The sequence below is a fragment of the Comamonas sp. NyZ500 genome (assembly GCF_016772095.1).
Classification (GTDB): domain Bacteria; phylum Pseudomonadota; class Gammaproteobacteria; order Burkholderiales; family Burkholderiaceae_C; genus Comamonas; species Comamonas thiooxydans.
The window spans coordinates 74,087-95,487 of record NZ_JAEIJE010000004.1; the positions used below are offsets into that span (position 1 = coordinate 74,087).

At 63.3% G+C, this 21,401-nt stretch carries 21 protein-coding genes; 11 read left to right on the forward strand and 10 right to left on the reverse strand.

Annotation, left to right across the window (positions count from 1 at the left end; genetic code table 11):
- Positions 1–8: 8 nt before the first annotated feature.
- From JAO85_RS08220 to JAO85_RS08230, 3 genes are all read right to left on the reverse strand, one after another.
- The gene (locus JAO85_RS08220) at positions 9–1,637 is read right to left on the reverse strand and encodes a tetratricopeptide repeat protein (protein WP_202787868.1); all 1,629 of its coding nucleotides are present in this window, start codon (positions 1,635–1,637) and stop codon (positions 9–11) included.
- Between the two features lie 190 nt (positions 1,638–1,827).
- Positions 1,828–2,721, reverse strand: a complete 894-nt coding sequence (locus JAO85_RS08225) for an N-formylglutamate amidohydrolase (protein ID WP_202787869.1) — start codon at positions 2,719–2,721, stop codon at positions 1,828–1,830.
- 11 nt (positions 2,722–2,732) lie between these two features.
- Positions 2,733–3,722: a tripartite tricarboxylate transporter substrate binding protein BugE gene (locus tag JAO85_RS08230; protein ID WP_087865719.1), complete on the reverse strand. Its 990-nt coding sequence runs from the start codon at positions 3,720–3,722 to the stop codon at positions 2,733–2,735.
- Positions 3,723–3,880: 158 nt separating this feature from the next.
- On the opposite strand from JAO85_RS08230, the gene JAO85_RS08235 reads away from it, so the two are divergent.
- Positions 3,881–4,786 (forward strand): LysR substrate-binding domain-containing protein, encoded by a 906-nt coding sequence (locus JAO85_RS08235; RefSeq protein WP_202787870.1) that lies wholly within the window; start codon positions 3,881–3,883, stop codon positions 4,784–4,786.
- Between the two features lie 89 nt (positions 4,787–4,875).
- Here the strand turns inward: JAO85_RS08235 and JAO85_RS08240 are convergent, their stop codons facing one another.
- Positions 4,876–5,151 (reverse strand): hypothetical protein, encoded by a 276-nt coding sequence (locus JAO85_RS08240; protein ID WP_003065972.1) that lies wholly within the window; start codon positions 5,149–5,151, stop codon positions 4,876–4,878.
- 72 nt (positions 5,152–5,223) lie between these two features.
- Between JAO85_RS08240 and hemA the strand changes: the two genes are divergently transcribed.
- The 8 genes from hemA (at position 5,224) to JAO85_RS08280 (ending at position 13,643) form a co-directional block, all read left to right on the forward strand.
- The gene (gene hemA / locus JAO85_RS08245; protein WP_012837115.1) at positions 5,224–6,528 is read left to right on the forward strand and encodes a glutamyl-tRNA reductase; all 1,305 of its coding nucleotides are present in this window, start codon (positions 5,224–5,226) and stop codon (positions 6,526–6,528) included.
- A gap of 126 nt (positions 6,529–6,654) precedes the next feature.
- Complete coding sequence (gene prfA, locus JAO85_RS08250; protein WP_202787871.1) at positions 6,655–7,734, forward strand: peptide chain release factor 1; 1,080 nt, start codon at positions 6,655–6,657, stop codon at positions 7,732–7,734.
- Between the two features lie 80 nt (positions 7,735–7,814).
- Positions 7,815–9,791, forward strand: coding sequence for a PEP/pyruvate-binding domain-containing protein (locus tag JAO85_RS08255; protein WP_202787872.1), 1,977 nt, complete (start codon positions 7,815–7,817; stop codon positions 9,789–9,791).
- Positions 9,792–9,800: 9 nt separating this feature from the next.
- A complete protein-coding gene (locus tag JAO85_RS08260; RefSeq protein ID WP_202787873.1) occupies positions 9,801–10,334 on the forward strand; it encodes an SUKH-3 domain-containing protein in 534 nt (177 codons plus the stop codon).
- A gap of 31 nt (positions 10,335–10,365) precedes the next feature.
- Positions 10,366–11,223 carry a peptide chain release factor N(5)-glutamine methyltransferase gene (prmC, locus tag JAO85_RS08265; RefSeq protein ID WP_202787874.1) on the forward strand — a complete coding sequence of 286 codons (858 nt, stop codon included), beginning with the start codon at positions 10,366–10,368 and terminating at the stop codon, positions 11,221–11,223.
- Positions 11,224–11,350: 127 nt separating this feature from the next.
- The gene (gene grxD, locus JAO85_RS08270; RefSeq protein ID WP_003058519.1) at positions 11,351–11,671 is read left to right on the forward strand and encodes a Grx4 family monothiol glutaredoxin; all 321 of its coding nucleotides are present in this window, start codon (positions 11,351–11,353) and stop codon (positions 11,669–11,671) included.
- Positions 11,672–11,704: 33 nt separating this feature from the next.
- Entirely contained in the window at positions 11,705–12,163 is a 459-nt protein-coding gene (locus JAO85_RS08275) for a ribonuclease HI family protein (protein ID WP_052951066.1), read from the forward strand.
- 97 nt (positions 12,164–12,260) lie between these two features.
- A complete protein-coding gene (locus JAO85_RS08280; RefSeq protein WP_046461089.1) occupies positions 12,261–13,643 on the forward strand; it encodes a hemolysin family protein in 1,383 nt (460 codons plus the stop codon).
- A 110-nt stretch (positions 13,644–13,753) separates the two neighbouring features.
- Here JAO85_RS08280 and JAO85_RS08285 read toward each other — a convergent pair whose 3' ends face one another.
- Both JAO85_RS08285 and JAO85_RS08290 read right to left on the reverse strand, forming a co-directional pair.
- Positions 13,754–14,407: a lytic transglycosylase domain-containing protein gene (locus JAO85_RS08285; RefSeq protein ID WP_012837108.1), complete on the reverse strand. Its 654-nt coding sequence runs from the start codon at positions 14,405–14,407 to the stop codon at positions 13,754–13,756.
- Positions 14,408–14,419: 12 nt separating this feature from the next.
- Positions 14,420–16,162 (reverse strand): proline--tRNA ligase, encoded by a 1,743-nt coding sequence (locus JAO85_RS08290; RefSeq protein WP_202787875.1) that lies wholly within the window; start codon positions 16,160–16,162, stop codon positions 14,420–14,422.
- Positions 16,163–16,256: 94 nt separating this feature from the next.
- Here JAO85_RS08290 and JAO85_RS08295 point away from each other — a divergent pair, with 94 nt between their 5' ends.
- A complete protein-coding gene (locus JAO85_RS08295; protein WP_034357533.1) occupies positions 16,257–16,961 on the forward strand; it encodes an RNA pyrophosphohydrolase in 705 nt (234 codons plus the stop codon).
- A 52-nt stretch (positions 16,962–17,013) separates the two neighbouring features.
- Here JAO85_RS08295 and proB read toward each other — a convergent pair whose 3' ends face one another.
- From proB to rplU, 4 genes are all read right to left on the reverse strand, one after another.
- Positions 17,014–18,153, reverse strand: a complete 1,140-nt coding sequence (gene proB, locus JAO85_RS08300; protein ID WP_012837105.1) for a glutamate 5-kinase — start codon at positions 18,151–18,153, stop codon at positions 17,014–17,016.
- A 110-nt stretch (positions 18,154–18,263) separates the two neighbouring features.
- A complete protein-coding gene (gene cgtA / locus JAO85_RS08305; RefSeq protein WP_039049615.1) occupies positions 18,264–19,379 on the reverse strand; it encodes an Obg family GTPase CgtA in 1,116 nt (371 codons plus the stop codon).
- A gap of 156 nt (positions 19,380–19,535) precedes the next feature.
- Positions 19,536–19,793 (reverse strand): 50S ribosomal protein L27, encoded by a 258-nt coding sequence (gene rpmA, locus JAO85_RS08310; protein WP_003058534.1) that lies wholly within the window; start codon positions 19,791–19,793, stop codon positions 19,536–19,538.
- Between the two features lie 16 nt (positions 19,794–19,809).
- Positions 19,810–20,121, reverse strand: a complete 312-nt coding sequence (gene rplU / locus JAO85_RS08315; RefSeq protein ID WP_003058536.1) for a 50S ribosomal protein L21 — start codon at positions 20,119–20,121, stop codon at positions 19,810–19,812.
- 344 nt (positions 20,122–20,465) lie between these two features.
- Between rplU and JAO85_RS08320 the strand changes: the two genes are divergently transcribed.
- On the forward strand, positions 20,466–21,395 hold the full coding sequence (locus JAO85_RS08320; RefSeq protein ID WP_003062198.1) for a polyprenyl synthetase family protein: 930 nt from the start codon (positions 20,466–20,468) through the stop codon (positions 21,393–21,395).
- The last annotated feature ends 6 nt before the right edge of the window (positions 21,396–21,401 follow it).

The window sequence follows — 21,401 nt, forward strand, 5'->3', positions numbered from 1 at the left end:
AGCGGCAATCAGCGCTTGGGTTGCCAGGCCAGCGCCTTGTTCTGCTGCTCGGCTACCTGGGCAATGCTGAGCTTGTTGGCCGCTTCATCGCGGCGCTTGGCGGCATCGCCGCCCAGCTCCATGGCCGCCAGGTTGTACCAGAAGTAGGCCCTGGCATTGTCACGCGGCACGCCCTGACCCTGTGCATAGACCATGCCCAGGTTGTACTGGGCAGCGGCATCGCCCTGCTCGGCCGCACGCTGATACCACTGCACGGCCTTGCCGTAGTCGCGCGCAGCGCCCTGGCCTTCGGCGTACATCACGCCCAGGCGGTTCTGCGCACCGGAATGGCCTTGCTCGGCTGCCGCGGCATACCACTTCATCGCCTGAGCGGGGCTGGCGGCACTGCCCTGGCCATCGGCATACAGACGCGCCAGGTTGAACTGGGCCGAGGCATCGCCCTTGTCGGCCGCGCGGCGGAACCACTGCATGGCCGTCGCATAGTTCTGCGCAACGCCACGGCCTTCGGCGTACAGCGTACCCACGTTGTTGATGGCGGCAGCATGGCCTTGCTCAGCCGCCTTCTGATACCACTGCAGGGCCGTGCCGTAGTTCTGGGGCGTGCCCAGGCCTTCGGCATAGATGGTGCCCAGGTTGTACTGGGCATCGGCATGATTCTGGTCAGCCGCGCGCTGGAACCATTGCGCCGCATAGGCAGGGCTTTGCTCCACACCCAGACCGTAGAGATAGAGACGACCCAGATGGTTCTGGCCGTCGGCATTCCATTGCTCGGCGCTCTTCTGGAACCAGGAAGCCGCCAGCTTGTAGTCGCGCGGGACACCCACGCCATCCATATACATGCGGCCCAGGCTGTTCTGGGCCCTGGCATCGCCCTGCTCGGCAGCGCGCTGCAGCCACTGAGCGGCCTGCACGGGGTCCAGCTTCACGCCCACGCCGTCGGACAGCATGGAGCCCAGCTGGTTCTGCGCTTCCGCATGGCCTTGATCGGCCGCTTTCTTGAACCAGTCGGCAGCCGTCATGTAGTTCACGGCCACGCCATTGCCTTTGAGGTAGCGCTGGCCCAGCTCGAACTGGGCCGTCACATGGCCTTGAGCGGCAGATTTTTCCAGCCACTGGGCTGCGGTGCTGAAGCTCTGGGGCACGCCCAGACCTTCCTGATAGAGGTGGGACAGGTTGTACTGGGCCACGGCATTGCTCTGCTGCGCCGCGCGACCATACCACTGGGCGGCCTCTCGGTAGTTCTGCGGCAGGCCCTGGCCGTTGGCATACAGCGCCCCCAGGCTGTTCTGGGCACCCGCATGTCCCTGAGCTGCGGCCTTGCGGAACCATTGCGCGGCCGTGGCGGCATTCTGGGGCACGCCCTGTCCATGCACATACATTTCGCCCAGTTGGTTCTGCGCCTTGGCATCGCCGCGCTCGGCAGCCTGCAGCGGACCGGCCGTGGAGGCCACGCGTGTGTCGGCAATCGGCAGCGGACCGTATTGCAGACGGCTGAATTCAAACTGGGGACCCGATGTGGCGGCTCTGGAATCGCGCAAAAAATTCATGCGACCTTCCGCACCGGTTTGCGCGGATGCGCTCTGGGCAAAGGCCGCCAGACTCGACATGACCAGCGCTGCGATGGGAGTGAACTTCATTCCGGTACGATTCCTAGACGCTTGTTGTTACATCAGACATACGATGACACCAACCTGCGAGCGTAACTGATTCTGATAGCAGCTTCGATAAGGAATCCCTCAATCGCGGCATCCTAGCCACAGTTTTTTTGACATTTGACCGTGACATGAAAAAGCCCGGCAAAGCCGGGCCTGGAGCGATGGACGGGTTTCAGCCTCTGATCATCTGCTGGCGCACATAGTCCGCCAGCACCTGCATGAGCCCGGCAAAATGCCTGCGCAGCGGCTCGAAGCCGGCATTCGGTTCGCGCGTGTCCTCATCCATATAGACGGGGCGACGGATCTCGATCTGCATGGAGTGGCGATTGAGCTGCGGCTGGCCTATGCGCCCGATCAACTCCACGCCCTTGTAGGGCTCGTTATAGGCCACGCTGTAACCGAAGCCCTTGAGCGTATCGCCCACCAGATGGATGAACTCGGGCGCACAGGTCGTGCCGTCGCGGTCGCCCAGCACGAAGTCGGCCAGCGGCGGCGCATCGCTGCGCCCCAGTCGCTGGTACACATCGTTGGGCATGGAGTGCAGGTTCAGGTGCCACACGGCTCCGAAGCGCGCCACGCTGTCGTCAATGGCCTGCGCCAGCGCCGCGTGATAGGGGCGCCAGTAGCGCTCGATACGGTGCTGCACTTCGGCCACGGTGCGCTTGCGCTCATACAAAGAAGTGGCCACGCCGGCCTTGCTGATGCGCTGCCAGATCAGGCCCAGCCCCTGCTGGGTCTTGATGCTGGGCGACAGCGGCACCGGCCACTCGCCCTCGATCTGCGCAGGGTCCAGGTCGGACTCGTTGCGATTGGGGTCGACATAGGTGCGCGGAAAAGTCGCTTCCAGCAATGTAGCTCCGAACTCGGGCCAGCGGTCCCAGAGCGCGGCCACATGCGTGTCCTCGCCGCGACGCAGCAGACTCATGGGCACGACGGTGCCGAAGTCCTCGGGGTAGGCCGTGCCGCTGTGTGGCGAGTCGCAGACTATGGGCAGAACCTCGCCCCGGGCCGGGTGCACCAACACCGGCTCGGCCGGTCTGGCTTGCAGAAAATCAGGCACAGACATTGAAGCCTTTATCAGTCCAGCTTGATATTGGCGCGCTTGGCCACGGCCGTGTAGCGCTCGATCGCAGTCTTGATCTGCTTGGCAAACTGCTCGGGCGTGTTGCCCATGGACTCGCCGGAGATGGACTTCTGCTTTTCCAGATAGTCGGGCGAAGCCATGACCTTGTGCGCCGCAGCATTGAGCTTGTCGATGATGGGCTTGGGTGTGCCCGCAGGCGCCACCAGGCCAAACCAGCCGCCGTCGCCCATCTGGGGGTAGCCCAGCTCGGTATAGGTGGGCACATCGGGCAGCACATCGCTGCGCTTGAGGGCCAGGACGGCCAGGGGACGCAGCTGGCCGGCCTTGATATGCGGCAGGGTCGAGGGCAGGTTGTCCGTCATGGCATTGACCTGTCCGCCCAGCGCATCGGTAATCGCCTGGCCCGCTCCCTTGTAGGGAATGTGCAGCAACTGGATACCAGCCAGATTCATGAAGTTCTCGATATTGGCATGACCCAGGGAACCCGTGCCCGGCGAGGCAAAGGTGTACTTGTCGGGGTTGGCCTTGGCCAGCGCGATGAATTCCTTCATGGTCTTGGCAGGCACGCTGGCGTTCACGACGAAGACGCTGGGCACGCTCATCACATTGGTGATGGGAGCAAAGTCCTTGATCGCGTCATAGGGAAGCTTGCGGAAGATGGCCGGATTGGAGCCATGGGTGGACACCGTGGCCATGCCGATGGTGTAGCCGTCGGGAGCGGCCTTGGCGATTTCCGAAGCGCCGATGGAGCCGCCCGCGCCGCCCTTGTTGTCCACCACCACGGACTTGCCGAGCACCGTGCTCATTTTCTCGGCCAGCAGGCGCGCCACCATATCGGTGGACCCGCCAGCGCCAAAGGGCACAACTAGGCGGATGGGGCGATTGGGATAGTCCGCTGCGGCATTGGCAGCGAACGCAGGGGACAGCGCGGCTGCCGCTGCGCAGGCGGCAATGGACGACAGAACGGTACGACGAATGGCCATGCGGCTTCTCCTTGGATCTCTTGAAAGACTGGTTATGGGCCGGTTCAGAGCGTTTCACCGGACGCTCCGACCTTTGTTTCATTCTGTGCCCCAGGCCGCATGGCGAAAAGCGACAAGACGGCACGCAAGTATTACCAACCGTCATAATCCAAACCCTCATGCGCATGCACTCTCCGTCACTGTCCGAACTTCACGCCTTTGCCGCGGCCGCCCGCCTGGGCAGTTACTCGCTCGCTGCGCAGGAGCTGTATGTGACGCAGGGCGGCATCAGCCGGGCCATTGCCAGGCTTGAGGAACATCTGGGCTTTGCCCTGTTCGAGCGCCTGGGCAGACGCAACGCGCTCACCGCGGCAGGACAGGACTATCTGCAGGCGATAGAGCCTGCCGTGATGGCGATAGAGGCCGCGTCGGCCGCCGCCCGCAGGCGCCGCCACGGACCGCAGCTGCGCCTGTCGGTCATTCCCACGCTGTTCAGCCACTGGCTGATTCCGCGCCTGCCCGACTTCAACCGCCGTTATCCGCAAATCATGCTTTCCTTCGCGCCCTACCGGCGCGACGATCCGCTCAATGCGCCTGAGATCGATGCCTGGATTCGCGTCGGCAGCCAGCACTGGCCGGCAGGCGTGGAGGCCGAGTATGTGATCGGCCGCGACCTCATTCCCATATGCCACCCGCGCGAGCTGCAGGGACCGAACCCCATCCGCAGCGAGCAGGATCTGCTGAACCGCCCGCTGCTGTTTCATACCAACTACCCTGGCAACTGGGCCAGCTGGATGCAGGCCCGGGGCATGAGCCAGTCCTGCCCCGCCCCGGTTGCGGACTTCGAGACCGTGGCCCTGCTGGTGCAGGCCGTGGCCGCGGGCATGGGTGTGGCCATGGTACAGCGCTGCCTGGTGGAGGAGGATCTGGCATCGGGACGCGTGGCTCTGGCACTGAATGCGCCGGTGCATATCGAGCGCGGCTACTTTCTGTGCCAGCAAGGCAGCCGCCCCCCCACGGAGGCCTTGAAGCAGTTTCGCAGCTGGATACTGGAGCAGGCCGAGCCCAGGGCCGTCAGCGACTGAGGCCTGGCCAGACACTGGCGCGAATACAACAGGCTCTCTTGAGTCAGATCAAGATTTCACGCAAAACAGCTTTCCGGCCGGTACGCCAATCAGCGCCAGGCTCTGGAAAGCACCCACTGGCAGCAGGCACTTGTGCAGACCAGTGCGGCATAAGCGAGCATCTTGCCGTCGCGTGAAAACAGCCAGAGACTGAGCAGCAAAACCGCTACACCCAATATGAAATTAATAGCTACCTGCGCAATAAAGGATTGGGCTCCAGCCTTGTTTTGCTTTAAAAAGCGAGCACAGATTGCCAGGCCCAGAGCGAGAAAAAACGCAGGGGCGAGGAAGTTGAGTAAATGATTAACGCTCGCAACAAAATCCATGGCAACAATCGATTCCAAGGCTTTGAGCCCGGGGGGTGCCCAATTCGGTACTAAATTTTATAATCCCCTGTTATGGCAGTCTGGGCTTTAGGTATCAATCACCACACGGCTCCGCTCGATATGCGGGGCCGTTTTGCGTTCGCGCTCGATCAGATCGCGCCGACGCTGCAAGGCCTGCGCGCATCCCTGTCCCACGCTGGCCGGGCTCACAGCGCCGTGGAAACCGCCATCCTCTCCACCTGCAACCGCACCGAGATCTACTGCGCTGCCGACGCCCCCGCCATGGATCACACCATGCACTGGCTGGCCAACAGCGGCGGCGTGGCGCCTGAGTTGCTGCGCCAGCACTCGTATCTGCTGCAGGATGGCTCGGTCGCCCGCCACGCCTTCCGCGTGGCCTCGGGGCTGGACTCCATGGTGCTGGGCGAGGCTCAGATCCTCGGCCAGATGAAGAACGCCGTGCGCGCGGCCGAGACTGCGGGTGCCCTGGGCACCACGCTCAACCAATTGTTCCAGCGCAGCTTTGCCGTGGCCAAGGAAGTGCGCAGCTCCACCGAGATCGGTGCGCACAGCATCTCCATGGCTGCCGCTGCCGTGCGCCTGGCCGGCCAGCTGTTCGAAGACCTCAGCAAGATTCGCGTGCTCTTCGTGGGCGCGGGCGAGATGATCGAGCTGGTCTCCACCCACTTCGCTGCCCGCAACCCCAGGCAGATCACCATCGCCAACCGCACCATGGAGCGCGGCGAAAAGCTCGCCGCCCAGTTCGGCGCCGGCACCATGCGTCTGGCCGACCTGCCCGAGCATCTGCACGAGTACGACGCCATCATCAGCTGCACGGCATCCACCCTGCCCATCATCGGCCTGGGTGCCGTGGAGTCGGCCCTCAAGAAGCGCAAGCGCCGCCCCATCTTCATGGTCGATCTGGCCGTGCCGCGCGATATCGAATCCGAGGTCAAAGACCTCAACGACGTCTACCTCTATACCGTGGACGATCTGGCAACCGTCGTGCGTACCGGTCAGGCCCAGCGCCAGGCCGCCGTGCAACAGGCCGAAGTCATCATCGACACCGGCGTGCAGAGCTTTATGCAGTGGATGGACCAGCGCAATCCCGTGGGTGGCGCGGTCTCGCTGATCCAGCAGGTCAATGCCCAGGCCGACGAATGGCGTGCGCTGGAAATTGCCCGCGCCAAAAAGCTGCTGGCCAAGGGCGAAGACATCGATACCGTGCTGGAAGCGCTCTCGCGCGGCCTCACACAGAAAATGCTGCACGGCACCATGGCCGAGCTGCACAAGGGCGACGCCGAAGAGCGCGCCCAGACGGCGGACACCGTCTCCCGCCTGTTCCTGCGCGCCAGCCGCAACCCCAGCAAGCTTTAGCGACGCTCGCCCGCTTGATCGCTGCCGTCCTCGCGCAGCGCAAGGCCCGACCGTGGCCGGCCCTCCCTCTTCCCTGACTCCACAAAGGTGAGCCCCTTCACCTTTCCCAAGCCCTCGGTACCCCCTATGCAAGACTTTTTGCGCAACCAGCTCGAACGCTATGCCCAACGCCTGCAGGAGCTGGATTTTCTGCTCTCGCGCGAAGACATCATGGGCGACATGAAGCAGTACCGCACCATCTCGCGCGAACATGCCGATGTGACGGCCATTGCCAGTCGCTACATGCGCTACCTGCAGACCGAAGCCGACATCGCCGCCGCGCGTGAAATGCTGGACGACCCCGACATGGCCGAAATGGCTCAGGAAGAGATCGGCAGCGGCGAGGCCGAGTTGATCAAGCTCGAGGACGAACTGCAGCGCCTGCTGCTGCCCAAGGACCCCGACGATGCGCGCCCCGCCTTTGTCGAAATCCGCGCCGGCACGGGCGGCGACGAATCGGCCCTGTTTGCCGGCGACCTGACCCGCATGTACACCCGCTACGCCGCCAATGTGGGCTGGAAGGTGGAGGTGATGAGCGCCAGCGAAAACGAAATCGGCGGCTACAAGGAAGTGGTGCTGCGCATCGAGGGCGACAATGTGTACGGCGCGCTGCGCTTCGAGTCGGGTGGTCACCGCGTGCAGCGTGTGCCTGCCACCGAAACCCAGGGACGCATCCACACCAGCGCCTGCACCGTGGCCGTGATGCCCGAGCCCGACGAGGCCGAGGCCATCACGCTCAATCCCGCCGATCTGCGCATCGACACCTTTCGCGCCAGCGGTGCCGGCGGCCAGCACATCAACAAGACCGACTCCGCCGTGCGCGTGGTCCACCTGCCCACGGGCATCGTGGCCGAATGCCAGGACGGCCGCAGCCAGCACAGCAACAAGGCCAAGGCCCTGCAGGTGCTGCAGGCCCGCATCCAGGAAAAGGAACGCAGCGAGCGGGCCGCCAAGGAAGCCGCCATGCGCAAGGGCCTGATCGGCTCGGGCGACCGCAGCGACCGCATCCGCACCTACAACTTTCCCCAGGGCCGCCTCACCGACCACCGCATCAACCTCACGCTGTACAAGCTGCTGGCCGTGATGGAAGGCGATCTGGGCGACGTGATCCAGGCCCTGCAACATGCACGCGAGGCCGAGTTGCTGGCGGAGCTGGCAGCTTCCTGAGTCTGCAGGCACCGGCAGGCTGCAGCCGGCTCGAGCCGGGTCCGTTCGAACGCTTCGCCAGAAATGGGAACAATTTCAAGATGACACAGCGCTTTTTGCCGGTTCTGGTTTCTGCTCTGCTATCCGGCCTGTTGTTCACATCGACCACCGCCCAGGCTCAGGCCTTGCGCAAGCCATCGGCCTATGACTCGGGTGCGGGGCGCCCGGTCGACGCCAGCGGCAACCGCAACGCTCCAGCCAGCCTGCCGGCCCTAACCAGCCGCGCCGATTTCGATCGCGTGGCCCGCATCTTCGATCCGGTCAGCGCCATGCCCCATGTGCTGTTTGTGATCGACCGCCAAAGCAAGAGCACGCCGCTGCATTTCATCAACACGCCGCGTTACGCGTTTCACGAAGATTTTCTGCGCGCCAAAAGCCTGCTACAGGGCGGCAAGCCAGAGCTCAACCGCAATTACCGCGAGCCGGGCCGTCGCTTCATTCTCGGCACGCTGAGCTGGCAACCCGTGCTCAAGGACTACAGCTACGAGTTCTGGGAAGGCGACCAGCTCACGCCCGAGCTGCTGCAGACCACGGCGGCTGCGCTGAAAACCGGCTTCTTCGCCCCTGTGCGCTTCAAGGCCAACTCCACGCAGCAGGAAGCCGTGGCCCAGCAGGCCGGTGTTGCAGCGGTCACCCAGGCCCAGTTGCTGGGAGCCCAGACCTATCTGCCGCTGAACCAGGGCCAGGCCGTGGGCCGGCTGCGCATCCTGAACCAGGCCGAAGCCGTGAATGACCTCCAGCCCAGGGACATCGTGCTGTTGCGTGAAGTACCCATCAGCCTGCCGCCCGTGGCCGGCGTGGTGACGGAGCGCCCCTCCACGGTACTGTCCCATGTCAATCTGCTGGCGCGCGGCTGGGGCATACCCAATGCCTATGTGCAAAAAGCCGCCGAGCAATACGCGAACTTCAACGGCCGCTGGGTGCATATCGACGTACAGCCCGCCAGCTTTGTGCTGCGCGCCGCCACGGCTGCCGAACAGCAGAGCGCGGAACAGCAGGCACTGCACCAGCCCGCCAAGGGCAACAAGGTCTTGCTGCAGCCCGATCTGCGTCGCGGCGAACTAGTGCCCCTGGCCGGCCTGCGCAGCGCGGATCGCCGCCGCTGCGGTGCCAAGGCCGCCAATCTGGGTGAGATCCAGTCCGCCCGCCTGGCAGACGTCAGCGTGCCCGATGGCTTTTGCATTCCGTTTGCCGCCTATGCTGACTTCATGCGCGCCAACGGCTTGACCGAGCGCATTGCCCGCATGCGACAGCAGCCCGGTTTTGCGACGGATGCAGGCCTTCGAAAGCAGGCCCTGTCCGCGCTGCAGGCCGAAATCGAGCAATGGCCTGTCAGCCCGGCCGCGGCCGATGGCTGGGCACAGCGCTGGTCCGGCCAGCTGGGCAGCCAGGGCGTGTTCGTACGCAGCTCTTCCAGCTCCGAGGACCTGCCCAACTTCAGCGGAGCAGGCCTCTACACCACCGTGCCCAATGTGCGCAGCGGCACGGATCTGGCCGCCGCCGTGCGCAAGGTCTGGGCCTCGGTCTACAACTTCGAGGCCTGGGAAGCCAGACAGGCAGCGGGCATAGACGACGCGCAGGTGATGATGTCGGTGTTTGTGCAAAAAGCCGTGGACTCCTCCGCATCGGGCGTGATGATCACCCGCGACCCCTTCGACGCCTCGCACCGCTACATGAGCTATATCGCCGCCAAGCGCGGCATAGGCATCCGCGTGGTCGAGGGCCGGCGGGTCGCAGAGCAAATCCTCTACTCCAGCCGCAGCAAGGCCGTGCAGGTGCTCAACCGTTCCCAGGACGATGTGGCGCTGCAGCTGGACACCAGGGGCGGCGTGCGCGAAGTGGCGGTGACTGCCGGCCGCGCCGTGCTCAGCGACGCACTGGTGCAGCGACTGGCCCGCGCAGGAGCCGGCATCAAGCAACGCTTTGGCGGCAAGGACCAGGACATCGAGTGGGCCATGCAGGGCGATCAACTCATCATCCTGCAGTCGCGCCCCTTCATCTCGGCGCCCGGACGTTAAGAATCCGCCATGCTGAATTTCGAGTCACCTGTCGTCATTGAGCTGCTGCAAGCCCGGGGCTGGACCCCGCAGCGAGAGGTCGCCATACCCGCGCTTATCCAGAGCGCTCTGGACCAACAGCCCGCTCTGGCCTGCCACCCCGCCGTGGCTGCGCTGCAGAACCTGGCGGGCTTGCACATAGGCCAGGTGGGCAAGGGACGGGAATGCGCCAGCAGCGATATAGAGTTTGACTGGCTCGAAGCGCATTTCACCGGCCAAGATGCTGACGACGCCCTGCTCTCCTGGGAACAGCGCCTGAACACCCGGCTGATGGCAGTTGCCGACGTTCACCATGCCCACGGCCAGCTGCTGATGGCCGGCGATGGACGCTGCTTTTCCTGGTCTTTTGTAGGCATGAGCTTCGAGGGCGAGAATCTTCAGCAGGCGCTGGAGCATCTGTTGCTGGGAATACGTTCGCGCCCCATGCTGGAGCCCGGCCAGTCGTCGACCCAGCTGTACGGCACGCTCTACAAGGCGGGCGACCCCGAGATATACCGCTACTGAATTTCTGAAGAAGATCGCCACCGGCCAAGCCATGACCGAACCCTCGCCCCCCACTTTCTCCGTCGCTCAAGCCCTGCAGCAAGCCGCCCGCCAAGGCCTGGCGCGTGTCGATGCACAGATGCTGCTGCTGCACTTGATGCAGCAGCCAGCGCATGCCCGCGCCTGGCTCATCACGCATGACTGCGATGCCCTGAGTCAGGAGCAGCAGCAACGCTGGGACCAGCTGTGCGCCCTGCGCCAGCAGGGCGCGCCCGTGGCCTATCTGACCGGCAGCAAGGAGTTCTACGGCCTGGATCTGGCCGTGGACAGCAGGGTGCTGGACCCGCGCCCCGATACCGAGACCCTGGTGGACTGGGCGCTGGAACTGCTGCCCGAAGGCGCCGCCCACCGCGTCGTGGATCTGGGCACCGGCAGCGGTGCCATTGCCCTGGCTCTGCAAAGCCAGCGCCCCTCAACCCGGGTCATCGCCGTGGACGCCAGCGCCGATGCCCTGGCTGTGGCAAGCAGCAATGCCGCCCGACTCCAACTGCCCGTGCAGTTCGCCCATGGCAGCTGGCTGGAGCCTCTGGACGGGCTGGAACCCGTCGATCTGATCGTCAGCAATCCGCCCTATATCCGCGCCGACGACCCACACCTGGCGGCGCTGACCCACGAACCGCTGTCGGCCCTGGCCAGCGGCGCGGACGGGCTGGAGGACATACGCAGCATCATCGACCAGGCCCCGGCACACCTGAAGGCTGGTGGCTGGCTGCTTTTCGAGCATGGCTGGGATCAGGCCGAAGACGTGGCGCAGCTCATGCAGGCGGCCGGCTTCGAGCAGGTCCAGCACCGCCACGACCTGGCCGGCATTGCACGCTGCACGGGCGGTTGCCGGAGCGGCAAGGCTTGATTTCCAGACCTTCACCCCAAAATATCCTGTCAGCAAGATTTCCTCACAGCATCGCATTCCTTGCGGTCGGTGAAATAATTGCAGACATCGCGGCTGGTACCGCCATTTCCAAAATCCGGAGCCCACTATGAGCAACACTCAACAACGCATCGACGACCTGGTCAAGAACAACGACATCCTGCTGTTCATGAAGGGCAACGCCAGCTTCCCCCAGTGCGGCTTCTCCGGCCGTGCCATCCAGATCCTCAAGGCCTGCGGCGTGGATGCCAAGTCCATCGCCACCGTGAACGTGCTGGAAGACCAGGAAATCCGCCAGGGCATCAAGGACTACAGCCAGTGGCCCACGATCCCCCAGCTCTACATCAAGGGCGAATTCATCGGTGGCTCGGACATCATGATGGAGATGTACGAATCGGGCGAGCTGCAGCAAGTGCTGGCCGCCAAGTAAGCCCAACCCCGTCTGCAAGCCACCGGCACCCCGGTGGCTTTTTTCATGCCGCCCCCCAAACCTGTTCCCCCTCACCACTGCTGCATCCATATCGATGGCAGTGCCCTGCCCAACCCCGGCCCCATGAGCCTGGGCGTGTTGCTGCAGCTGCCCGATGGCAGCCGCCATACGCTGTCGCAGGATCTGCACCGCAGCGGCTGCAACAACGAAGCCGAGCTGCGCGCGCTGATGGCCGCCCTGAAGCTGGCACGCGATCTCGGCACGCGCAGCCTGACCGTGCGCACCGACTCCCAGGTGCTGCTGGAGCAGCTCGGCCCGCCCACGGCCAAGCCGGCTCGGCCCATCGCCCGACTCGCCCCGCTGTTCGAGGCCGCCCGCGCACAGATGCAGGACTTTGACGAGCTGGTGCTGCAATGGGTGCCCAGACACCGCAATACCGAGGCCGATGCGCTGGCACGCATGGCCCGTTCGGCAGCCGCGCTTCAGCCCTGAAGCCAGTACAGCTGCCTGCCGCAGGCTTTATGTGGTCGAATAGAGACTCCTTGATAACCGGCCGCAGGCACTGCCAGGTGCCGCAGCAGCCCTGCCTATGAGTGTGTCCCAAAGCCTTGCGGTGATTGTTCTGCTGATTCTGCTCAGCGCCTTTTTCTCTGTGGCGGAGATTTCTCTGGCCGCCTCGCGCCGCCTGCGCCTGCGCCAGATGGCCGACGACGGCAACGAGGGAGCCGAACATGCGCTGCGCGTACAGGAGCAGCCGGGCGAATATTTCACCGTGGTGCAAGTGGGACAGAATGCCGTCGCCATCCTTGGCGGCATCGTCGGCGAGGGTGCGTTCAGCCCCGCACTGACCGAGTTCTTCTCGATCTGGTTCTCGCCCAGCCTCTCGGCGACGCTCGGCTTCCTGCTCTCGTTTTTCATAGTCACCTCGGCCTTCATCCTGCTGGCCGACCTGCTGCCGCGCCGCATCAGCATGAACGAGCCCGAGCGCTATGTGGTGCGCGTGCTCGCCCCCATGCGCTGGTTTGTGGTGATCTTCAAGCCCATCATCTGGTTCTACAACCTAGCGACCGACACCTTGTTTCGCCTGCTGGGCCTGCCCGCGACGCGCGACGAGCGCATCACCAGCGACGACATCCTGGCCATGACCGAAGCAGGCACCAAGGCCGGCGTGCTGGCCGCCCGCGAGCAACAGGTGATTGCCAATGTCTTCGAGCTGGACTCGCGCACCGTGGCCTCTGCCATGACCCAGCGCGACAGCGTGGCCTTCTTCTACCGCGACGACAGCGACGCCATCATCCGCGCCCGCATTGCCGAGGAGCCCTTTTCCACCTACCCGGTCTGCGACGGCGATATCGACCATGTGATCGGCTATGTGGACGCCAAGGACCTGTTCCAGCGCGCGCTCAACAACCAGCCACTGTCGCTCAGCGACGACAGCCTGATCCGCAAGGTGCTCATCGTGCCCGACCGCCTGACGCTGGCCGAGGTGCTGGAGCAGTTCCGCATGGTGCACGAGGACTTTGCCGTCATCGTCAACGAATACAGCCTGGTCGTGGGTGTGGTGACGCTCAACGACGTGATGAGCACGGTGATGGGCGATCTGGTCGGCCCGGCCGACGAGGAGCAGATCATCCGCCGCGACGAGCATTCCTGGCTGATCGACGGCATCACGCCCATCGAGGACGTGATGCGCGTGCTGCATCTGGACGATATGCCGCATGACGACGAGTACGAAACGCTGGCCGGCTTTCTCATGGTCATGCTGCGCCGCGTGCCGCGCCGCACCGATACCGTCACCTGGGGCGGCTTCAAGTTCGAGGTGCTGGACGTGGACAGCTATCGCATCGACCAGGTCATGGTGACCCATCTGCCCGAGCCCGCGGCCGAATCTGCCGCACCTTCGGCGGCCGCAGCGGCCAAGGTGCAGGGCAGCGCTGCCCAGTCCCAGGCTGGCAAGAGCACCCACTCCTGAATCAGGAGCTTCTTGCACTCATCTCCAAAGGACTTCAGGTTCTTTTCTTGCTGAAATCAATGAAAAGAGAGCGCCAGGCGCTCTCTTTTTTTCTGTATATCGCCACGGCATCAGACCGGCTGCGGCTCTTCCACCAGCCAGCGCCGCTGGGCGCCGAACACGGCATTCGGATACTGGGGCTGGCCCCGGCTTCCGTTGTAGCGGCCCAGTGCCATATAGGCATCGCCTTTTTCGCGGTCCATGTAGTGGCGCAGGATCACGCAGCCGAAGCGCAGATTGGTCTGCATGTGGAACAGCTTGCCGATATCGCCGTCACCGATCAGCCGCATCCAGAACGGCATGATCTGCATATAGCCACGCGCGCCCACGCTGGAGATGGCGTATTTGCGATAGCCGCTCTCCACCTGTATCAGGCCCATGACCATGGACACATCGAGACCCGCGCGCTTGGACTCGTACCAGACGGTCTGCAGGAATTCGCGCCGCGCCTGCAGGTCGGGCTTGCGCTTGGCCAGCTTGTCGCTGCTGGCGACCAGCCAGCGCAGATAGCTCATGCGCGCCGCAGTGGAGGCGAACTCCAGCTCGGGCGGCGCGCCCGAGCCCGCCACGGCCGCGCTGAGCGCCGTGCGCACGGAGTCGGCCAGCGGCTCTTCGAGCTGCCCGCCGGCCCAGGCCGCCTGCGGCCACAGCCAGCCGGCCGCCGGGGCGGCCAGCGCAGCGGCAGTCCTCAGGCAGTGGCGTCGGCTCAGCAGGGTCTCGGGCATGGAAACAGCAGCTTACAGGCCCAGGCGGCTCTTGAGGTGAGCCAGCACCTCATTCGTCGCCAGCTTTGTGGCTTCCGTGTCACGGCGCTGCTGGTACTCGACCACGCCTTCCTTCAGGCCACGGTCGCCCAGCACCACGCGGTGGGGCACGCCGATCAACTCCCAGTCGGCCAGCATGGCACCGGGGCGCTCGTCGCGGTCGTCGAGGATCACGTCCACGCTCAGTGCCAGCAGCTCGCCATAGAGCTTCTCGGCCTCGGTCTTCACGGCCTCGCTGCGACCCATGCCGATGGGGCAGATCACCACGGTGAACGGTGCAATCGCATCGGGCCAGATCATGCCGCGCTCGTCGTGGTTCTGCTCCACGGCAGCGGCGGGCAGGCGGGTCACGCCAATGCCGTAGCAGCCCATCTCGAAGTGCTGGGGCTTGCCGTTGTCGCCGAGGAAAGTGGCTTCCATGGCCTTGGAGTACTTGGTGCCCAGATAGAACACATGACCGATTTCAATGCCGCGCTCGATCGCCAGCTCGCCCGCGCCGTCGGGCGAGCGGTCGCCAGCCACCACATTGCGCAGATCCGCCACCACGGTGGGCTCTGGCAGGTCGCGGCCGAAGTTCACGCCGGTGATGTGGAAGTCTTCCTCGTTGGCACCGCAGACCCAGTCGGCCATCACGGCCACATCGCGGTCCACCACGATGTTCACGGGCTTCTTGAGACCGATGGGGCCCAGATAGCCGGGCTTGGCACCGAAATGCTCTTCGATCTCGCCTACGGTCGCGAAACGGAAGCCTGCCAGGCCCTCGACCTTGCCGACCTTGATCTCGTTCATCTCGTGATCGCCGCGCAGCAGCAGCAGCCACACTTGCGACTTGACGATCAGCCCCTTGTCGTCGAGCTCGTCCGTGGCCAGCACCAGCGACTTCACGGTCTGCGCCAGAGGCAGACCCAGTTGCTCGGCCACGGCTTCGCAGGTGCTGTTGCCGGGCGTGGCGACCTTTTGCATGGCCTGGGCGGCGGCAGGACGGGCCTGGGTGGGCGCCAGGCTCTCGGCCTTCTCGATATTGGCCGCGTAGTCGCTGTTCGGGCAGTAGACGATGGCGTCCTCGCCCGTGGAAGCGATGACCTGGAACTCCTCGCTCAGATCGCCACCGATGGCGCCCGAGTCGGCACGCACGGCGCGGTACTGCAGGCCGAAGCGGTCGAAGATGCGCTTATAGGCTTCGCGCATGGTCTGGTAGCTGATCTGGGCCGCATCGCGATCCTTGTCGAAGGAATAGGCGTCCTTCATGATGAACTCGCGACCGCGCATCAGGCCGAAGCGCGGACGGCGCTCGTCGCGGAACTTGGTCTGGATCTGGTAGAGGTTCTTGGGCAGTTGCTTGTAGCTCTTGAACTCCTGGCGCGCGATATCGGTGACCACCTCTTCGGACGTGGGCTGGATCACGAAATCACGACCATGACGATCCTGGATGCGCAGCAGCTCGGGGCCCATCTTCTCGAAACGGCCGGTTTCCTGCCACAGCTCGGCAGGCTGGACCACGGGCATGGTGGTTTCGATGGCGCCGGCGCGGTTCATTTCCTCGCGCACGATGGCCTCGACCTTGCGGATCACGCGCAGGCCCATGGGCATGTAGTTGTAAATGCCAGCACCCAGCTTTTTGATCATGCCAGCCCGCATCATGAGCTTGTGGCTGACCACTTCGGCGTCGGCCGGAGCTTCTTTCAGGGTGGAGATGAGAAATTGGGAGGCTTTCATGGAACTGGCAATTCAGTGGAAATAGGCATGGCCCGCTTGTCGATCACAAGGGGCCATGCATAATGAACACAATTCAAAAATTTGGGGTTTGATTATGCTTGACCGGGACGGATTTCGCCCGAACGTCGGCATCATCCTGCTCAACCAAAGAAACCAGGTGTTCTGGGGAAAACGCATTCGCACCCACAGCTGGCAGTTTCCGCAAGGTGGCATTGATCGGGGTGAGACACCCGAGCAAGCCATGTTCCGCGAGCTGCACGAGGAAGTGGGGCTGAAGCCCAATCACGTTCGCGTGGTTGCCCGCACCAGGGACTGGTTGCGCTACGAGGTGCCAGACAGGTACATCCGCCGCGACGCGCGCGGGCATTACAAAGGCCAGAAGCAGATATGGTTTTTGCTTCAACTGGTCGGGCATGACTGGGACTTGAACCTGCGTGCCACCGACCACCCTGAGTTCGATGCCTGGCGCTGGAATGACTACTGGGTTCCTCTGGATGTGGTGGTCGAATTCAAACGCGGCGTCTATGAAATGGCGCTGACCGAGCTGGCGCGCTTTCTGCCGCGCGGCGAGCAGCAGCGCAATCGCTATCTGCGCAGCGGCATGCGGCCACGCGATCAGGAGGCAGGCCAGACCACTGGCGGCACTCCCCATCCTGGGCAGCACCATCAGGTCATGTACCCTGCCCGCACGGGGAGCTTTCGCATCAACCCCGGCATAGAGCTGCCGCCCGGTGCCAGTTTTGACCCGGACCCGCAGACCGGCATAGACAATCCGCCCGATCACAAGCCTCTGCAATGAACAAAGCCGTAATGCCTCACAGCATTACGGCTTTTTTGTCGGCGGCCTGGGCTCAGTGTCCTGCCACCACCATATTGTCGCGGTGCATTATTTCGGGACCAGCCGAGTAGCCCAGCAGCGACTCAATCTCCGAGGAGCTCTTGCGGCACAGCAGCCGCGCTTCGGCGCTGGCATAGCTGGCCAGACCACGAGCGATCTCGACACCGTTCTCATCACGCACGGCAATCACTTCGCCACGCGAGAAATCGCCCTCCACGGTGATCATGCCTATGGGCAGCAGGCTCTTGCCTTCATCACGCAGCTTTGAGACGGCACCCGCATCCACGGTCACCGAACCACGCAGCTGCAGATGGTCGGCAATCCACTGCTTGCGCGCCTGCATCTTGTGCGTGTTGGCAACCAGCAGCGTGCCTATGGACTCGCCACGCGTCAGACGCAGCAGCACGTCTTTCTCACGTCCCCAGGCGATCACGGTGGAAGCACCGGAGCCCGCCGCACGCTTGGCCGCCAGAATCTTGGTGATCATGCCGCCCGTACCGATGGACAGGCCCGCACCACCGGCCATGGCTTCAAGTTCGGGGTTGCCGGCTTCGGCCACGTCGATGAACCTGGCATCGGGGTTCTTGCGTGGATCGGCGCTGTAGAGACCGCGCTGGTCGGTCAGGATGACCAGTGCATCGGCCTCGACCAAGTTGGCCACCAGCGCGCCCAGGGTGTCGTTGTCGCCGAAGCGGATCTCGTCGATCACCACCGTGTCGTTCTCGTTGATGACGGGCACCACGCCCAGTTGCAGCAGCGTCAGCAGCGTGGTCCGGGCGTTCAGATAGCGCTCGCGATCGGCCAGATCCGCATGGGTCAGCAGCACCTGGGCGCTGGGCACGCCTTCGCCGCGCAGCTTGGTCTCGTACATCTGGGCCAGGCCCATCTGGCCGACGGCAGCAGCGGCCTGCAACTCATGCACCTCGGTCGGACGCGTGGCCCAGCCCAGGCGCTTCATGCCTTCGGCAATGGCGCCGCTGGAGACCATGATGACTTCGCGCTTGACGCCGTCTTCACCATTCACCAATGCCGCCAGCTGGCGGCTCCACTCTTCAATGGCGGCCTCATCCAGACCACGACCTTCATTCGTAACCAGGCTGGAGCCGACTTTGACGACGATGCGACGGGCATCACGCAGCACATTGGAAGACATGAGAATTTACAGTGTTTTAAGCCTCTGACGCTTATAAGCAAAGCGCAAGAAGCTATTAAATTCAAAGCAAAACAGCGCACCAAGTGCGCTGCTGGGTTATACCCTCTAGCTTATTCCGGATCGTAAGAGGCAAAACGCGGATCGGTCATATCCAGACCAGAATCCTCACCTCCCGCAAAGCGAGGATCGATCTCCTTGGGTGCCTGCTCGGCGAGTTGCTGGTTGTGCACATGCTCGAAGATCTTGCGGATCAGCGGCTCGCAGCCTTCACGGGTCAGCGCCGAGATCTCGAAGACCGGGCCCTTCCACTTGAAGCGCTTGACGAAGTCCTTGACCTTGGCAGCACGCTCTTCCTCGGGAACCATGTCCAGCTTGTTGAGCACCAGCCAGCGCGGCTTGTCGTAGAGCTCGGCGTCGTACTTCTTGAGCTCGGCCACGATGGCTCTGGCCTGCTCGACCGGGTCCACGCCCTCGTCGAACGGTGCAATGTCCACGATATGCAGCAACAGACGCGTGCGCTGCAGATGGCGCAGGAACTGGTGGCCCAGGCCCGCACCTTCGGAAGCGCCTTCGATCAGACCGGGGATGTCGGCCACCACAAAGCTCTGCTCGGCAGCCACGCGCACCACGCCCAGATTGGGATGCAAGGTGGTGAAGGGATAGTCGGCAATCTTGGGACGAGCGTTGGAGACGGCCGTGATGAAAGTGGACTTGCCCGCATTGGGCATGCCCAGCAGGCCCACATCGGCCAGCACCTTGAGCTCCAGCTTGAGGTTGCGGCGCTCGCCGGGATAGCCGGGAGTCTTCTGGCGCGGCGCTCGGTTGATGGCGCTCTTGAAGCGCAGATTGCCGAAACCGCCGTCACCGCCCTTGGCGATGGTGATGACCTGGCCGGGCTCCAGCAGCTCGAACAGCACTTCGCCAGTATCCGCATCGCTGATGATGGTGCCCACAGGCATGTTCAGCGTGATGTCGTCACCGGCTGCACCGAACATGTCGGAGCCCATGCCGTGCTGGCCGCGCTTGGCCTCGTGGCGGCGCGAATAGCGGTAATCCACCAGCGTGTTCAGGTTCACATCGGCCACGGCATACACATGACCGCCACGGCCGCCGTCGCCACCGTCGGGGCCGCCAAATTCCTTGTATTTCTCGTGCCGGAAAGACACGCAGCCATTGCCGCCGTCACCGGCTGCAATGTCGATAAAAGCTTCGTCAACGAACTTCATGAGGCATCCAGTCTACAAAATCAGTGTGCACCAGAAGCTCCGGGCCACACTTGAGTGCTCTATTACCATGCCCCATCTGCCAGAAATCTGCTGCCTGGAGCCTTTTCAAACAACAAAGCCCCGACAAGTCGGGGCTTTGTTGGAGTCACAGACGACTTATGCAGCCGTGATGTTGACTGTTTGCTTGGACAGAGCGCCCTTCACACCGAACGACACGTGGCCGTCAACCAGTGCAAACAGGGTGTGATCCTTGCCCACGCCAACGTTCTCACCGGGGTGGAACTTGGTGCCGCGCTGACGCACGATGATGGAACCAGCTGTCACCAGCTCGCCACCAAAGGCCTTCACGCCCAGCATTTTTGGCTTGGAATCACGTCCGTTACGCGTAGAGCCGCCGCCTTTTTTCTGTGCCATGACTTAGCTCCTAAAATTAAGCAGCGATTGCCACGATTTGCAGTTCGGTGAACTGCTGACGATGGCCTTGGCGCTTTTGATAGTGCTTACGACGGCGCATCTTGAAGATGTGCACCTTGTCGTGCTTGCCGTGAGCAACCACAGTTGCCTTTACAGATGCACCGGACACCAGGGGGGCACCAACCTTGATTTCAGCGCCGTTGCCGACGGCCAAAACTTGGTCGATCACGATTTCCTGGCCTACGTCCGCAGCAATCTGTTCTACCTTGATCTTTTCGCCAGCTGCAACGCGATACTGCTTGCCGCCGGTTTTTATGACTGCGTACATTGAAAACCTCTAAAGTCTGAGAGTTCCATGAAATGATTTCCACGGAGCCGGCAATTCTAGCACGCATGCATTTTTTCTGCTGGCATACCCCTAGGAAGCGATTCAGGATCTCCGGTGGCCGCGCGGAATGGGATGCCAGGCGCAGGTGCGCGGCAAGGCTTGCTCCTTGCAAGCGACCGCAATGCCACAGACTGCCCGCAAAGCCTCTGTTCACTTGAACGGGCTCTGAGGACACCACGCAAAACCCTGTTGCATCTTCCTATAATCGTGAGTCCACTTGGCGGTTCATCACCTTGACTACAGAAATTTCCACATCCAATCCGCTTGCCTTGATCGCAGATGACATGCGCGAAGTGGATATCGTCATTGCTCAGCGACTGACAACCAGCGTCCCCCTGATCGCACAGATCTCCCAATACATCATTGCCGCGGGCGGCAAGCGCCTGCGCCCGGCTCTGCTACTGCTGATCGCCGGCGCCCTTGGACATCAGGGCAAGAACAAATACATTCTGGCCGCCGTGGTGGAGCTGATTCACACCGCGACCTTGCTGCACGACGATGTGGTGGACGAATCCACGCTGCGTCGTGGCAGGGCCACGGCCAACGAGACCTTTGGCAACCCTGCCAGTGTTCTGGTCGGAGACTTTCTGCACACCCGCTCCTTCCAGATGATGGTGGAAGTGGGCAGCATGCGCGTGCTGCAAATCCTGTCCGACGCCACCAACGTGATCGCAGAAGGCGAAGTCCAGCAGCTCATCAACACCCATGATGCTTCGCTGAATGAAGCCGGCTATCTGCACGTCATCCGCTCCAAGACCGCCCAGCTCTTCGAGGCCAGCGCACAGCTGGCAGCCGTACTGGCCGGTGCCACGCCTGAAGTGGAGCAGGCCTGTGCCGCCTATGGCCAGGCACTTGGAACGGCATTCCAGATCATTGACGATGTGCTGGACTACACCGGCAACACTCAGGAAATGGGCAAGAACCTGGGCGATGACCTGCGCGAAGGCAAATGCACCCTGCCACTGATCGCCGCCATGCAGCGCGGCAGCGCCGAGCAGGCCGCCATCGTGCGCAACGCCATCGAACAAGGCTCTACGGATCAACTGGATGCCGTGGTGGAAATCGTGCGCAGCACCGGTGCCCTGGACGTCGCCCGAGCCGCCGCGCACGCGGAAGCCCAGCGCGCCATTGATGCACTGGCCTCGCTGCCAAGCAATGCATACACCGCAAGTTTGCTACAATTGGCCTCTCAGCTTTTGGAGCGCCGCACCTGAATCGCC